The 14,076-nt window shown below is 51.7% G+C and carries 15 protein-coding genes; 7 read left to right on the forward strand and 8 right to left on the reverse strand.

Annotated elements, in window-relative coordinates:
* Nucleotides 1-152 precede the first annotated feature (152 nt).
* The 4 genes from KIF87_RS01215 (at nucleotide 153) to hslJ (ending at nucleotide 3,257) form a co-directional block, all read left to right on the forward strand.
* Nucleotides 153-1,553: a cytochrome ubiquinol oxidase subunit I gene (locus KIF87_RS01215; protein WP_032647488.1), complete on the forward strand. Its 1,401-nt coding sequence runs from the start codon at nucleotides 153-155 to the stop codon at nucleotides 1,551-1,553.
* Nucleotides 1,553-2,563: a cytochrome d ubiquinol oxidase subunit II gene (cydB, locus tag KIF87_RS01220; RefSeq protein ID WP_213327656.1), complete on the forward strand. Its 1,011-nt coding sequence runs from the start codon at nucleotides 1,553-1,555 to the stop codon at nucleotides 2,561-2,563. Before KIF87_RS01215 ends, cydB begins: the two co-directional genes overlap by 1 nt.
* A complete protein-coding gene (locus tag KIF87_RS01225; protein WP_045354196.1) occupies nucleotides 2,563-2,691 on the forward strand; it encodes a DUF2474 domain-containing protein in 129 nt (42 codons plus the stop codon). Before cydB ends, KIF87_RS01225 begins: the two co-directional genes overlap by 1 nt.
* 128 nt (nucleotides 2,692-2,819) lie before the next feature.
* Nucleotides 2,820-3,257 (forward strand): heat shock protein HslJ, encoded by a 438-nt coding sequence (gene hslJ / locus KIF87_RS01230; RefSeq protein WP_213327657.1) that lies wholly within the window; start codon nucleotides 2,820-2,822, stop codon nucleotides 3,255-3,257.
* Here hslJ and KIF87_RS01235 read toward each other — a convergent pair whose 3' ends face one another.
* Nucleotides 3,258-3,524, reverse strand: a complete 267-nt coding sequence (locus tag KIF87_RS01235; RefSeq protein ID WP_032658293.1) for a putative hemolysin — start codon at nucleotides 3,522-3,524, stop codon at nucleotides 3,258-3,260. It abuts the gene before it with no gap.
* A gap of 271 nt (nucleotides 3,525-3,795) precedes the next feature.
* Here KIF87_RS01235 and nifJ point away from each other — a divergent pair, with 271 nt between their 5' ends.
* The 3 genes from nifJ to KIF87_RS23385 all read left to right on the forward strand — a co-directional run bounded on the left by nifJ (nucleotide 3,796) and on the right by KIF87_RS23385 (nucleotide 9,092).
* Complete coding sequence (gene nifJ, locus KIF87_RS01240; RefSeq protein WP_213327658.1) at nucleotides 3,796-7,320, forward strand: pyruvate:ferredoxin (flavodoxin) oxidoreductase; 3,525 nt, start codon at nucleotides 3,796-3,798, stop codon at nucleotides 7,318-7,320.
* A 388-nt stretch (nucleotides 7,321-7,708) separates the two neighbouring features.
* A complete protein-coding gene (gene ompC, locus KIF87_RS01245; RefSeq protein WP_213327659.1) occupies nucleotides 7,709-8,818 on the forward strand; it encodes a porin OmpC in 1,110 nt (369 codons plus the stop codon).
* 148 nt (nucleotides 8,819-8,966) lie between these two features.
* Nucleotides 8,967-9,092, forward strand: a complete 126-nt coding sequence (locus KIF87_RS23385) for a hypothetical protein (protein ID WP_283771115.1) — start codon at nucleotides 8,967-8,969, stop codon at nucleotides 9,090-9,092.
* Nucleotides 9,093-9,156: 64 nt separating this feature from the next.
* Here KIF87_RS23385 and KIF87_RS23195 read toward each other — a convergent pair whose 3' ends face one another.
* The 7 genes from KIF87_RS23195 to pdeG all read right to left on the reverse strand — a co-directional run bounded on the left by KIF87_RS23195 (nucleotide 9,157) and on the right by pdeG (nucleotide 13,806).
* Complete coding sequence (locus KIF87_RS23195; protein ID WP_223239581.1) at nucleotides 9,157-9,234, reverse strand: hypothetical protein; 78 nt, start codon at nucleotides 9,232-9,234, stop codon at nucleotides 9,157-9,159.
* 68 nt (nucleotides 9,235-9,302) lie between these two features.
* Nucleotides 9,303-9,725, reverse strand: a complete 423-nt coding sequence (locus tag KIF87_RS01255) for a GFA family protein (RefSeq protein ID WP_213327660.1) — start codon at nucleotides 9,723-9,725, stop codon at nucleotides 9,303-9,305.
* Between the two features lie 3 nt (nucleotides 9,726-9,728).
* Nucleotides 9,729-9,926, reverse strand: coding sequence for a hypothetical protein (locus KIF87_RS01260; RefSeq protein ID WP_023312007.1), 198 nt, complete (start codon nucleotides 9,924-9,926; stop codon nucleotides 9,729-9,731).
* Between the two features lie 90 nt (nucleotides 9,927-10,016).
* Entirely contained in the window at nucleotides 10,017-11,048 is a 1,032-nt protein-coding gene (locus tag KIF87_RS01265) for a methyltransferase (protein ID WP_213327661.1), read from the reverse strand.
* A 261-nt stretch (nucleotides 11,049-11,309) separates the two neighbouring features.
* The gene (locus tag KIF87_RS01270; protein ID WP_213327662.1) at nucleotides 11,310-11,759 is read right to left on the reverse strand and encodes a hypothetical protein; all 450 of its coding nucleotides are present in this window, start codon (nucleotides 11,757-11,759) and stop codon (nucleotides 11,310-11,312) included.
* A 100-nt stretch (nucleotides 11,760-11,859) separates the two neighbouring features.
* Complete coding sequence (locus KIF87_RS01275) at nucleotides 11,860-12,207, reverse strand: DUF1294 domain-containing protein (protein WP_213328010.1); 348 nt, start codon at nucleotides 12,205-12,207, stop codon at nucleotides 11,860-11,862.
* A 75-nt stretch (nucleotides 12,208-12,282) separates the two neighbouring features.
* Nucleotides 12,283-13,806 (reverse strand): cyclic di-3',5'-guanosine monophosphate phosphodiesterase PdeG, encoded by a 1,524-nt coding sequence (gene pdeG / locus KIF87_RS01280; protein WP_213327663.1) that lies wholly within the window; start codon nucleotides 13,804-13,806, stop codon nucleotides 12,283-12,285.
* Between the last annotated feature and the right edge of the window lie 270 nt (nucleotides 13,807-14,076).

The raw sequence follows: 14,076 nt of genomic DNA on the forward strand, positions 1-14,076 counted from the left end.
TACAGTTTTTATTCCTCAGCGCGAAGTATATCAGATGGTTAAAGCATGAGATTTATGCCAACTGTTATGGTTAAAAATCACTTTTCTGCGTCTGATAGTCCGAACTTCGCCCCTATACCATAACAGCACACCGTTTGACATTGAGGCTGTGCATGTTTGGTTTAGATGCTTTTCACCTTGCACGGATACAGTTTGCCTTTACCGTATCCTTTCACATTATTTTCCCGGCCATCACCATTGGTCTCGCAAGCTACCTTGCCGTACTCGAAGGGCTGTGGCTGAAAACAAAAAATCCGGTCTGGCGCTCGCTGTACCATTTCTGGTCGAAGATTTTTGCCGTCAACTTTGGCATGGGCGTGGTCTCCGGGCTGGTGATGGCCTACCAGTTTGGCACCAACTGGAGCGGATTTTCACAGTTTGCGGGCAGCATTACCGGCCCGCTGCTGACCTATGAAGTGCTCACCGCCTTCTTCCTCGAAGCCGGGTTCCTCGGCGTGATGCTGTTTGGCTGGAACAAGGTCGGGCCGGGTCTGCACTTCTTCGCCACCTGCATGGTGGCGCTGGGCACCATTATCTCCACCTTCTGGATCCTCTCATCGAACAGCTGGATGCAGACGCCGCAGGGCTATGAGATCGTCAACGGTCAGGTGGTACCGGTGGACTGGTTCGCCGTGGTGTTTAACCCCTCCTTCCCTTACCGTCTGCTGCATATGTCGATAGCCGCATTCCTCAGCAGCGCCCTGTTTGTGGGCGCATCGGCGGCATGGCATCTGCTGCGCGGGAATAATACCCCTGCCATCCGCGCGATGTTTTCGATGGCGCTGTGGATGACGCTGATTGTCGCCCCCATCCAGGCCATGGTTGGCGATATGCACGGGTTGAACACCTTAAAGCACCAGCCCGCCAAGATTGCCGCCATTGAAGGCCACTGGGAAAATCCCCCGGGCGAGCCTACCCCGCTGCTGCTGTTTGGCTGGCCGGATATGGAACAGGAGCGCACCCGCTTTGGGCTTGAGATCCCGGCGCTGGGGAGTCTTATCCTGACGCACAGCCTGGATAAACAGGTTCCGGCCCTCAAAGAGTTTCCGAAGGAAGACCGTCCGAATTCCACCATCGTCTTCTGGTCATTCCGCATTATGGCGGGCCTGGGCATGCTGATGCTGCTGCTTGGAGTGACGGCACTCTGGCTGCGCTACAAAAAACGCGTGTATTCGTCGCGCCCTTTCCTGTGGTTTGCGCTGCTGATGGGGCCAACCGGGCTGATTGCCATCCTGGCCGGGTGGATCACTACCGAAGTGGGCCGCCAGCCGTGGGTGGTCTACGGACTCCAGCGAACGAAGGATGCGGTGTCTGCCCACGGTGACCTGCACATGAGCGTGAGCCTGCTGGCCTTCTTCGTCGTCTATACCTCGGTATTCGGCGTGGGTTACAGCTATATGGTGCGCCTCATCCGAAAAGGCCCGCAGCCGCATGAATCATTCGCCACCGAGTCCGACGGACGTCCGGCGCGCCCGCTTTCTGCCGTCACAACTGAACATAAGGAGCAGCCATAATGGGTATCGATCTTTCCATTATCTGGTTTGTCATTATCGTCTTTGCCACGCTGATGTATATCGTGATGGACGGTTTTGATCTGGGGATCGGTATTCTGTTCCCGGCAACGCAAAACGCCGACGATCGCGACGTGATGGTCAACAGCGTCGCGCCGGTTTGGGACGGAAATGAAACCTGGCTGGTGCTTGGCGGTGCCGCACTGTTCGGCGCATTCCCGCTGGCGTATGCGGTGATCGTTGATGCTCTCACCATTCCGCTGACGTTAATGCTGATCGGACTTATTTTCCGCGGGGTGGCATTTGAGTTTCGCTTTAAAGCCACGCTGGCCCACCGCCCCTTCTGGGATAAGGCGTTTATAGGCGGTTCAATTCTGGCAACGTTTACCCAGGGCGTGACGGTAGGCGCCGTCATTAACGGCTTTACCGTCACCGGTCGGGCCTATACCGGCGGCCCCTTTGACTGGTTTACCGCGTTTAACCTGTTTTGCGGCGCGGGGCTGGTGGTGGCTTACGCGCTGTTAGGCTCTACCTGGCTGGTGATGAAAAGCGAAAACGCGCTGCAGCAGCGGATGCGTGAGGTTTCGAAAACGCTGTTAATCGTGCTGCTGGCGTTTATTGCGGCCATCAGCCTCTGGACGCCGCTGGCGCAACCGGCCATCGCTGCGCGCTGGTTTACGCTGCCGAATCTGTTTTATCTGCTGCCTGTCCCCGCCCTGGTGGTGATTTTTAGCCTGTACCAGTGGCGCTGCCTGAATAATCCCGACAGCCATAGCCGTCCGTTTATCCTGACGCTGGGGCTGATATTCCTCGGCTTTAGCGGGCTTGGGATCAGCATCTGGCCGCATATCATTCCGCCGTCGATCACCCTGTGGCAGGCCGCCGCACCGACTCAAAGCCAGGGCTTTATGCTGGTGGGCGCGCTGTTGATCATTCCCGTTATTCTGGTCTACACCTTCTGGAGCTACTACGTATTTCGCGGCAAAGTTCAGCATGGGGAGGGTTATCACTGATGCAACAACCGGTCTGGAAAAGATTACTGTGGCTGGCCGTTATCTGGGGCGGCAGCGTACTGGCGCTGGCTGCTGTCAGTATGCTCTTCCGTATGCTGATGACGGCGGCAGGGTTTAAATCGCATTAACGCCATTCCGGGCAACCGCTGCGTTGCCCGGCACTTCCCCCCGCACTTTCAGATAAACCCCATTAACGCACGGCAGAGTATCGTTACACTGGAAAAAGATTCACAGTATTTATAGTTTGAGAAGAAAAATGAAAAAGCTCATTGCGTTAAGTGTTATTAGTCTTGTCCTTACCGGGTGCGTTAATCCGGGTAAAGCCTCCGTACAGCCGGAGCAACTTAAAAACCACCGCTTTGTGCTGGAAAATGTAAACGGTAAGGCCGTGAAGACCTCGACAACGCAACCTGAGATTGGTTTTAGCGCGCTGCCAGATATCAGCCTGGTTAATAACATCAGCGTTTCTGGCCAGATGTGTAACCGCTTCAACGGACAGGGGAAATTGTCCGAAGGCGAGCTTAAGGTTAAAACGCTGGCCATGACGCGCAAGCTCTGTACTGAACCGCAGCTGAATGAGCTGGATCAGGCCATCAGCGACATGCTGCGCAAAGGGGCGCAGGTCGACCTGACTGAGGACCAGTTAACCCTGGCGACAGCCGATAAAACGCTGATGTTTAAGCGTGCAGAATAATCAGTAGTTACCGCAGCTTCCAACGGCAAGCGACTGTTCACTACAGCGTTTGCCGTTTGGCAAAGCGCACATCCCAATAGCAGAACCATCAAGCTGGCGGGCGACAGACAGCGAACCGCCAATCATTGCGCAGTTGGCCTGGCCAGAACTGGACATCGCCGCCTTCATTCCCGGCGCCACGTGGGCTGCCGTTGCCTGCTGGACTGGCTCACTGCTACATGCCGACAACAATAATGCGGCACACCCTACCAAAAATGCTGAGCGCATGCTCTCTCCCCCATGAATAATGCGAAACCTATGCATAATAGGCATCACATCCCGTGTCGTCGAGAGCGGAAGTGCGTATTTATGCGCTCCAGAAACAATTTCTCGCAATTTTTTCGCCAAAAGTTTGATCTACTCATTGATGGAGAGAATACCAAGGACACAAAAGCGAAAATCGTTAAATCCTGCATTTGCTAGAATACACAGATAATATTCAGGGTTTGTTGCCGTAATACAGGCCCCTATTTTTTGCGCAATGTAAGGGTGTTGTCCTATGCAAACTATTGACGGTAATGGTGCAGTTGCCTCAGTCGCGTTTCGCACCAGTGAAGTTATCGCCATCTACCCGATTACGCCAAGTTCTACCATGGCCGAGCAGGCAGATGCATGGGCGGGTAACGGGTTAAAAAACGTCTGGGGCGATGTCCCAAGAGTGGTTGAAATGCAGTCTGAAGCCGGGGCGATTGCCACGGTACACGGTGCGCTTCAGACCGGCGCGCTTTCCACGTCGTTTACCTCTTCTCAGGGATTGTTGTTAATGATCCCAACGCTGTACAAACTCGCCGGTCAGCTGACGCCCTTCGTTCTGCACGTTGCCGCGCGTACCGTTGCCACCCACGCGCTCTCTATCTTTGGCGATCACTCTGACGTGATGGCCGTGCGCCAGACCGGCTGCGCGATGCTATGCGCCAGCAGCGTTCAGGAAGCGCAGGACTTTGCCTTAATTTCGCATATCGCCACGCTCAAAAGCCGCGTGCCGTTTATTCACTTCTTTGATGGTTTCCGCACCTCTCACGAAATCAACAAAATCGTCCCGCTGGCCGACGATACTATCCTGAATCTGCTGCCGCAGGCGGAAATCGACGCGCATCGCGCCCGGGCTCTGAATCCTGAACACCCGGTTATTCGCGGGACATCGGCCAACCCGGATACCTATTTCCAGTCCCGCGAGGCCACGAACCCCTGGTACAACGCGGTTTACGACCATGTTGAGCAGGCAATGAATGACTTTGCCGCCGCGACCGGCCGGGAGTACAAACCGTTTGAGTACTACGGCCATCCGCAGGCGGAACGGGTCATTGTGCTGATGGGGTCAGCCATTGGGACGTGTGAAGAGGTGGTTGACGAGCTGCTGACGCGCGGCGAAAAAGTTGGCGTGCTTAAAGTGCGTCTCTATCGTCCTTTCTCGGCTAAACATTTGCTTTCGGCTCTGCCTGAAAGCGCCCGCGCTGTGGCGGTGCTCGACCGTACCAAAGAGCCTGGCGCACAGGCGGAACCCCTCTATCTGGATGTGATGACCGCCCTGGCTGAAGCCTTTAATCAGGGCGAACGTGAAACGCTGCCGCGCGTGATCGGGGGTCGCTATGGTTTGTCCTCCAAGGAGTTTGGGCCAGACTGCGTGCTGGCGGTATTCAGCGAGTTAAGCGAAGCGAAGCCCAAGCCGCGCTTTACCGTCGGCATTTATGATGATGTGACAAACCTGTCCCTGTCGTTACCGGATAATACCCTGCCCTCGACCGCCAAACTTGAGGCGCTGTTCTATGGTCTGGGCAGCGACGGCAGCGTATCCGCGACTAAAAACAACATCAAAATCATCGGCAACTCAACGCCGTGGTACGCCCAGGGGTACTTCGTTTACGACTCCAAAAAAGCAGGCGGCCTGACCGTTTCCCACCTGCGCGTGAGCGAACAGCCCATCCGCTCCGCGTATCTTATTTCTCAGGCTGATTTTGTTGGCTGCCACCAGCTGCAGTTTATCGATAAATACCAGATGGCCGAGCGCCTGAAGCCCGGCGGTATTTTCCTCCTCAATACGCCTTACAGCGCGGACGAAGTCTGGGCGCGGCTGCCGCAGGAAGTTCAGGCGGTGCTGAACCAGAAAAAAGCCCGTTTCTATGTGGTCAACGCCGCAAAAATTGCCCGAGAATGTGGCCTTGCTGCGCGTATTAATACCGTAATGCAAATGGCTTTCTTCCATCTAACCAATATCCTGCCGGGCGACAGCGCGCTGGTGGAACTGCAGGGTGCGATTGCCAAAAGCTACAGCAGCAAGGGCCAGGAACTGGTCGAGCGAAACTGGCAGGCGCTGGCGCTGGCGCGCGAATCGCTGTTTGAGGTACCGCTGCAGCCGGTGAATGCCGCAAGTCCGAATCGCCCTCCGGTGGTGTCCGATGAGGCGCCTGATTTCGTTAAGACCGTGACGGCGGCGATGCTGGCCGGTCTGGGCGATGCCCTGCCCGTCTCTGCGCTCCCGCCGGATGGCACCTGGCCGATGGGCACCACGCGCTGGGAAAAACGTAACATTGCCGAAGCGATCCCCATCTGGAAAGAAGAGCTGTGTACCCAGTGCAACCACTGCGTTGCGGCCTGCCCGCACTCTGCTATTCGCGCCAAAGTGGTGTCACCGGAAGAGATGGAAGCCGCGCCGGCCAGCCTGCATTCACTGGATGTGAAATCTCGTGATATGCGCGGACAGAAATACGTTCTGCAGGTCGCGCCGGAAGATTGCACCGGCTGTAACCTTTGCGTCGAGGTGTGTCCGGCGAAAGACAGGCAGGATCCGGAGATCAAAGCCATCAATATGATGTCGCGTCTGGAGCACGTTGAAGAGGAGAAGGTCAACTATGACTTCTTCCTGAATCTGCCGGAAATCCATCGTAGCAAACTGGAACGTATTGATATTCGTACTTCACAGCTGATTACGCCGCTGTTTGAGTACTCCGGGGCCTGCTCCGGCTGCGGTGAGACGCCGTATATCAAGCTGCTTACCCAGCTGTACGGTGACCGGATGCTGATTGCCAACGCAACCGGCTGTTCCTCAATTTATGGCGGTAATCTGCCTTCCACTCCGTACACCACCGACGCGAATGGTCGCGGTCCGGCGTGGGCAAACTCGTTATTCGAGGATAACGCCGAATTCGGACTGGGCTTCCGCCTGACCGTCGACCAGCACCGCGCGCGCGTGATGCGCCTGCTGGAGCAGTTTGCCGGGCAGATCCCTGCTGAGCTCAATGACGCGCTTCATGCGGACGCGACGCCAGAAGAACGTCGTGAGCAGGTTGCCGAGCTGCGTCGCGTGCTTCAGGGCGTGGCGGGAGCTGAACAGCTGCTGACCGATGCTGACGCCCTGGTCGAAAAATCGATCTGGCTGATTGGCGGCGACGGCTGGGCCTACGACATCGGCTTTGGCGGACTGGATCACGTGTTGAGCCTGACCGAAAACGTCAACATCCTGGTTCTGGATACGCAGTGTTATTCCAATACCGGTGGGCAGGCATCGAAAGCCACGCCGTTAGGCGCCGTGACGAAATTCGGTGAACACGGTAAACGCAAGGCGCGCAAAGATCTCGGTGTGAGCATGATGATGTACGGCCACGTTTACGTCGCGCAAATCTCGCTGGGAGCCCAGCTTAACCAGACGGTAAAAGCCATTCAGGAAGCGGAGGCGTATCCAGGCCCGTCGCTGATCATTGCCTACAGCCCTTGCGAAGAGCATGGCTACGACCTGGCGCTCAGCCACGACCAGATGCGTCAGCTGACCGCGACCGGCTTCTGGCCGCTGTACCGGTTCGACCCGCGTCGTGCTGACGAGGGTAAATTACCGCTGGCGCTGGATTCGCGTCCGCCGTCAGATGCTCTGGCCGAGACGTTAATGCAGGAACAACGCTTCCGTCGCCTTAACGCGCAGCAGCCGGAAGTGGCCGAACAGCTCTGGAAAGACGCTGCAGCTGACCTGCAAAAACGCTATGACTTCCTGGCGCAAATGGCGGGTAAAGCCGAAAAACCGACCAGCGACTAGTTCCTCTGCCCGGCCTGTCCGGGCATTTTTTTGCCATAAAAAAGCCCGGTGTATTCACACCGGGCGAATCCAGATAATCAATGAATATCTATTAAGTTTCCTTAATAGCATTCATGTTAATTATGGATGAATCATCTTAAAGGCATATAACGCCAGCAAGATTACCTTAATTAACGCCTGATTAATAATTTCAATTTAATATACTTATCTTTAAATCATTCATCAAATCAATGATCATTTCCGCCGATTTATTCGGTTTAGATTTTACTTAGTTCGTAACAATTATATTTTATTACTCTTACACAGGAGTGATTTAGCATGAGACAACTTTCTCATTCTGAAAGTTCAACAGGTAATTAAATAAAAACAACTGCAAAGGAATATCACAATGCAAAGAAAAGTACTGGCTCTGATGATTCCGGCTCTGTTAATGGCTGGCTCTGCACATGCAGCAGAAATTTATAATAAAGACGGTAACAAATTAGATCTGTACGGAAAAGTAGATGGTCTGCACTATTTCTCCGACGATAAAGGCGCTGACGGAGATCAAACCTATATGCGTCTGGGCTTCAAAGGCGAAACCCAGATCAACAACATGATGAACGGCTACGCGCAGTGGGAATACAACATTCAGGCCAACAACACCGAAGGGTCTGATAACCAGTCCTGGACGCGTCTGGCCTTCGCCGGTGTGAAGGTGGGCGACTACGGTTCCTTCGATTACGGTCGTAACTATGGCGTGCTGTACGACGTGGAAGGCTGGACCGATATGCTGCCTGAGTTCGGCGGCGACTCCTACACCAAAGCAGACAACTTCATGACGGGCCGCGCAAACGGCGTGGCAACCTACCGTAACACCGACTTCTATGGTCTGGTGCAGGGTCTGAACTTTGCGCTGCAGTATCAGGGCAAGAATGAAGATGCCAGCAACAATCAGGAAGGCACCAACAACGGTCGCGACACGCGTCACGAGAATGGTGATGGCTTCGGTATCTCTACTACCTATGACTTCGGCATGGGGATTACTGCGGGTGCCGCCTACACCTCTTCTGACCGTACCAACGAGCAGGTGATGAATACCACAGCGGGTGGTGACAAAGCGGATGCATGGACTGCGGGTCTGAAATATGACGCCAATAACATCTACCTGGCGGCAATGTATTCTGAAACCCGCAATATGACCCCGTATGGTGATAACACCGACGCCGTAGCGAACAAAACCCAGAACTTCGAAGTGACCGCACAGTACCAGTTTGACTTCGGCCTGCGTCCAACCCTTTCCTACCTGCAGTCTAAAGGTAAGGACCTGGGCAACGGTCAGGGCGATCGGGATCTGGTTAAATACGCTGACGTAGGCGCGACCTACTACTTCAACAAAAACATGTCCACCTACGTTGATTACAAAATCAACCTGCTGGATGAAGATGACAGCTTCTACAAAAACAACGGAATCGGCACCGATGACGTCGTAGCGTTAGGTCTGGTTTACCAGTTCTGATTATCCGAGCCCGCATTATGATGCGGGCTCACCCATTTTTTGAAGTCCGTCACAAAAGACAGTTTCAGAAAGGGATTGGTTGAGGGTAAGTTGAAAGAAAGCTGGTTAAACTCAGGTGATAGCCCTTTCATCACTAAGGATTACAGCGTTGTTTGGTCGTGTATCCCTTGCTGTACTTACCCTTTTAGCCGTGCTGTGGATGGCGTTAATTTTTGATTTTGGTGATATTGTCGGGCATCTCGGCGCGCTGTTAAACCATCTGGATGGCAGTTAACAGGGTTTACGGGGAAATAAAAAGCCACCAGCAGTGCCGGTGGCGGGTAAACGCATACCTCGCGTTATTTTTTCACAGGCTGAGGCTTTTTATCACCTGATTCAGGGGCCTCACGCGGATCGTCTTTTTCAACACAGAGCATAGTTTCTCCTGTTTCAGATAACCACTTTCCACTATAGCCAGGCTGATTAAAGAGTGGCCAGGCGGCAATCATGCCTGCTCTTTCCCTTTCTCGCGAAAAGTGAGATAGCCAAATACTCCACTTTCCCCATCCGTGGGATGGTTGACGCCGTCCATCACGGTTACCTGCGGGAAATCAAACGGAGAAACGCTTTCAAAACAGGCGACGTTCACGCCGTATTCATTAGGATTAGAACGCCGCTGGTGGAACGTGTAAATTCCGCACACCGAGCAAAAGAAATGCCGTGCCGTTCCCGTGTTAAAGCGATACTCGGTGAGCTTATCCTCACCTTTGGTCACCGTAATCCCCGACAGCGGCGCAGAGACGACGACCGCGCCTCGCATTCGACAAAAAGAACAGCTGCAGCGCCGCGCGGTGTTCATGCCATCGGTAAGCTCAACGGTGAATGCCACCGCGCCGCAATGGCACTTCGCATTACGTCTTTCAGCCATAGGCTATACCCCTTTTCTCACCAGCTCGGCGGCTTTCACGAAAACCTCGTCTTCTACACCATCACCTTTTTGCCTCCCGAGCCTGACCAGCTCATCGACAATACTGTTGCGGTGGATCGGTTTTTGCGCTGAAACCAGCCCAATAACGGCGGCCCCAATCGCCAGCCCCACTAATCCGGTTTGTTCATCTTTGTTTTTCATATTCATGCTCCTGGTACAACAAACAAGCGTAGCAGGAATACGGTAAAACGGAATGCGGGGCACATGCTCTGTGAATATTATTTAAACAGTTCAGACAGGTACGACTTCTAAAATTGACAGATACGAGTGGGTGTCTATTATTTTGTTCAACTTCAGATTGGTCAGCTCAAACAAGGCCTGATACGCAGACTCTGTTCGTGCCCGCCCCCCATCAAAGCTTGTTAACAGAAGAAGGTCAATTTCGAATCGTCCCAGCTCATTATTTTCTTTTTTAATAAGCGGCTCAAAAATTAATAGTCGGGCGTTTTCTTTCATAGCCTTTCTGCAGCATTGAAGGATCTGAATGGCCTTCTCATCAGGCCAATCCATCAAAATATACTTAAGCAGGTAAATGTCCGCTACAGGACAGGCTTCAAAAAAGCTGCCCTCAACGGTCTCCCATCGACGATTATCCTTTAACAGGTGCAGTCTATTCCGCTCAAGCACGTCTTTTTGATCGAAAAGGATCCCCGTTAAGGTCGGATTTCGACGTAAAACGGTCAGCAATAAATTACCCAGCCCACCGGCGATATCGGCAACGACAGCGTTTTGAGGGAATGAATAGCTATCTGCGATGACTTCATTCTCTACGGATGACATAGAGGCCATACCGGCATGAAAAACGTTGCTGTCAGGCCCCCTATCGTCATGCTGCCAGTAGTCGTAAAAAGGCTTACCAAACAATTCGTTAAAAACAGGTTTGCCTTGCAATATCTCATCCATTTTAGCCGCTGGCTGCCAGAATGTTTGGTCTGTTAGCATGAGCACCGCCGCGCGCAAGGAAAATTCATGCTCAGAACAGAGGAATTGTGCTGAATGGCTGAGACTGTATTCAGCTTCAGATAATTCGTTGAAAACTCCACGAGAGGACAATAATCGCATGATTCGATGAAGATAGTCGACGTCAACATTCAACTCCTTCGCCAGTTGCTTGACGGATTTTTTTCCTTCAACCAGACGATCTGCGACGCCTAATACCGCGACCGCCCGAAGCGCTGCCTGCCAGACAAAACCCATGCTTTGCTCTAACAGACACATTCCTTCTTTACGGCTTAGTAAATCCAGACTATTACGTTGCGACATTTTCTGCTCCTTACCAGTAAGGATGTGTTGAACAACTAAAACGCCGCTAGCAAGCGTAAGTCTGGTAATGCGCTTTATCCATAACGTCAGAAAGGATTATTTATGCGGTTTTGTACCGTTTAGCATACAGTCCATTTAAATACGTAAAAAACCAGGGCCACTTACCCTTTATATTGATTAGTAATGCATTAAAACTATTAACTTAGAAATGATTGCGTTACATCCCAAAAAAATGCCTGTCGTAATACAGGCATTTCATAGTTAGAATCTCGGTGCCAGTCCATATTTTGGCGTTTTGATATTTGCCGCCCAAATTTTAATATCATTTTGCAGGAGAATAGTGAAATCAGATTTCAGGTGCATCACCATGCCATTGACGCTTTCCGCATCCACCACTGAAAAATGCTCAATTCTGTTTTGCCCTATCTGGACACAATTATATTTTGCGGGCAGCACTTTACCATTCACATTTAGCGGCAGATTATTCTCACCACAGCGTCCTTCCGTAATATATGACACGAGCAAATTAGCGGATTTCCTTCCAGGCTGGGATACGCTCACCAGGACGGGATAACCTGCCGAGGTCTGCGTCATATCGTAGAGCACCGCATTTTTCATATACCAGGTATTATATTCCCGCTCCTGAAAAGCGGACCAGGAAGGCGCAGAAAAGACCACCAGCACTGCCAGCATAATAGATTCTATTTTCATGGGATGTTGTCGTCCGTGTTGTTGCACGTATTATTCAGATTGTGCAAAAAACAGCAACCCCTTAAGAATAGTCCTACTACTATTGGCAGTAACCGAGGGATTAATATAAGGGAGAATAAGCCGATAAATGGTAAACCGCCGCCATCACGGCGATGCTGACGACAATGCTGATGAAAAAATAGGTCTTGAAAGGCTGCTTTTGCGTTTTATGGCGAAAGAGCTGTTGCCCCGCAATGGCGCCAGGCCAGCCTCCGGTCACGCCAAATACCAGCAACGTCGCTTCCGGAACCCTGCGCATCCCCTTACGAGCCGCCATTTTATCGGCACCATATATGACTATCGTCAGCACATTGATCAGCAGAAACCACACGACCACAGGATTCGACGATAAAAGGCTGCCGATCGCAGCGAAAATCAAGAGTAAGTAACAAAAGCGATTGAGGGTCATTGAATGCGTCACTGGGTTGTTGAGCGGTTTTGGAAGACGCATTATACCCTATCTTAGTCATGTGCTGGATAAACCTCACTCCACCCTCACTTTAACTTTAGGCTTCGACAAGAGGACTTTGACCAGCTCCTTGTAAGGTAGAGGTTTGTAGAAGAAGAACCCCTGTAAAAAACGGATGTTATTGCGGATGAGGTAATCAAGTTGATCTTGTGTCTCAACCCCTTCCGCCACAATACTAATTGAAAGTTTTTTTGCCAGTTCCAGTACCGAATCCAGGATCAGGGTTGAGTCCTCATTGGCGTTAACCCTGGCAACAAAACTTTGGTCGATTTTAATGTAATCAATATGCAGTTCTTGCAGGTACGATAGACCGGAATATCCCGTGCCAAAATCATCCAGCGCAATGGCAAATCCGTTGTTATGCAGCTCATTCAGCGTCCTGACGAGATGTTCATCGATGTGGAGCGGTTCGCGCTCGGTTACCTCAATAACAAGGTTAAGATCCTGTTGAATAAAACTGTGTTTGTAGTGGAGACACTCTTCCACAAAGGTGGACGCAACGATATGAGAAGCGCTGAAGTTAATCCCTATATGAAACCCTTCTGGCAGCAATGTTGAAATAGAGTTCATTTGTTTTGCAACCTGTTTCATTAGGCTCTGAGTCAGAGGAATAATTAAACCCGATTTTTCAGCAAGAGGAATGAAGGATGCGGGAGAAATAAATCCTGACTGCGGATGCTTCCATCTGGCCAGCACTTCCACACCTCGCAAAGTTCCCTCCCTGCCGCTAACAACGGGTTGGTAATAGGGCGTAATTTCATTTCTGTAAATGGCGGTACGCAGTGATTCTTCTGGTGAAACATCTTTTGACAGATATCGCTGAAGTATATAAGCAGAAAGAGACGATATTATCAGCAGGAATAACACCACGCCGCCGGCTCGATTAAATAATCTCTTAAGGCTGAAAAGGACTGGAGAGTTAAACTGTATCTCGTAAGGATAATTAGAGGCTTTTACCGTCAATACCTCTTTCTTCGAATGGCCTGCCGTCACCACATCGCCTGACATACCCAAAAGGGTATTGCCTACTCGAAGTGAATATTCAACGCCATTTAATGGCATATCCAGTGCACCCCGGATATGGCTATCGCTGATGCTTACGATGATTCGACTTCCGGCGTGATTTGTCTGGTATAAGAGCACAGGCAGGCCGTTGACGGTACTTCCCGCAGGGACGAGCAGCAATGATGATTCTGGTAGCACCGCGCTGTTGACCAACAACACGCGGTTTCCTGGTAAAGAAGAGCACCAGACCGCATCATTTTTCAGAATAATGATCGTTCTGAGGTGAGGCTGTAATGCAGCCTCGGTGCCGAGCCGATATTGTCCTTCAGCATCACACTCATTCTCAGCAAGTTGCTTCGCCAGCTGAGTTGCATGACGAGCTTCTTTAAGAATGACATTCATGTTCCGCACAACATAGTGCGCCCCTGCAAGGCTGTCAGCCCGTGCAGAATACCAAACCTGTAAATTGATGATAAAAACGCCCAGCAAAAATATTGCCGTGGCTGCAGCTACGGGGATAGATGCATGGCGCATTTAGGGTTCTCGGTTAGAGTAAAGTAACCGCTTCAACGATGCTGAAGTGATTGAATTGTCATCGTCTTAATCATGGTAGATAACGTAATAATTACCATATCAGGTGTCGAAAATTTTCGTTCAGACCCGAATAGTTGTTCTGCTCCCACGGCGCAATAAACGACATAATCGAGGGGAAACAAAAAGGCCACCGAATGGCAGCCCTGCGGAGACGTTTTTATTAATAGCGCTTTGTAGCGTTGACTGGCGTTCTTTCTGACCAGTCAGGCC

The sequence above is a fragment of the Enterobacter sp. 120016 genome (assembly GCF_018383635.1).
Lineage (GTDB): Bacteria > Pseudomonadota > Gammaproteobacteria > Enterobacterales > Enterobacteriaceae > Enterobacter > Enterobacter asburiae_D.

Coding starts and splice junctions, on each gene's coding strand:
- KIF87_RS01260 (WP_023312007.1), bottom strand. CDS start 9,926: ATGAAAAACAAAGATGAACAAACCGGATTAGTGGGGCTGGCGATTGGG.
- cydB (WP_213327656.1), top strand. CDS start 1,553: ATGGGTATCGATCTTTCCATTATCTGGTTTGTCATTATCGTCTTTGCC.
- KIF87_RS01255 (WP_213327660.1), bottom strand. CDS start 9,725: ATGGCTGAAAGACGTAATGCGAAGTGCCATTGCGGCGCGGTGGCATTC.
- KIF87_RS01225 (WP_045354196.1), top strand. CDS start 2,563: ATGCAACAACCGGTCTGGAAAAGATTACTGTGGCTGGCCGTTATCTGG.
- ompC (WP_213327659.1), top strand. CDS start 7,709: ATGCAAAGAAAAGTACTGGCTCTGATGATTCCGGCTCTGTTAATGGCT.
- KIF87_RS23195 (WP_223239581.1), bottom strand. CDS start 9,234: ATGCTCTGTGTTGAAAAAGACGATCCGCGTGAGGCCCCTGAATCAGGT.
- KIF87_RS01265 (WP_213327661.1), bottom strand. CDS start 11,048: ATGTCGCAACGTAATAGTCTGGATTTACTAAGCCGTAAAGAAGGAATG.
- KIF87_RS01275 (WP_213328010.1), bottom strand. CDS start 12,207: ATGACCCTCAATCGCTTTTGTTACTTACTCTTGATTTTCGCTGCGATC.
- nifJ (WP_213327658.1), top strand. CDS start 3,796: ATGCAAACTATTGACGGTAATGGTGCAGTTGCCTCAGTCGCGTTTCGC.
- pdeG (WP_213327663.1), bottom strand. CDS start 13,806: ATGCGCCATGCATCTATCCCCGTAGCTGCAGCCACGGCAATATTTTTG.
- KIF87_RS01270 (WP_213327662.1), bottom strand. CDS start 11,759: ATGAAAATAGAATCTATTATGCTGGCAGTGCTGGTGGTCTTTTCTGCG.
- KIF87_RS01235 (WP_032658293.1), bottom strand. CDS start 3,524: ATGCGCTCAGCATTTTTGGTAGGGTGTGCCGCATTATTGTTGTCGGCA.
- hslJ (WP_213327657.1), top strand. CDS start 2,820: ATGAAAAAGCTCATTGCGTTAAGTGTTATTAGTCTTGTCCTTACCGGG.
- KIF87_RS01215 (WP_032647488.1), top strand. CDS start 153: ATGTTTGGTTTAGATGCTTTTCACCTTGCACGGATACAGTTTGCCTTT.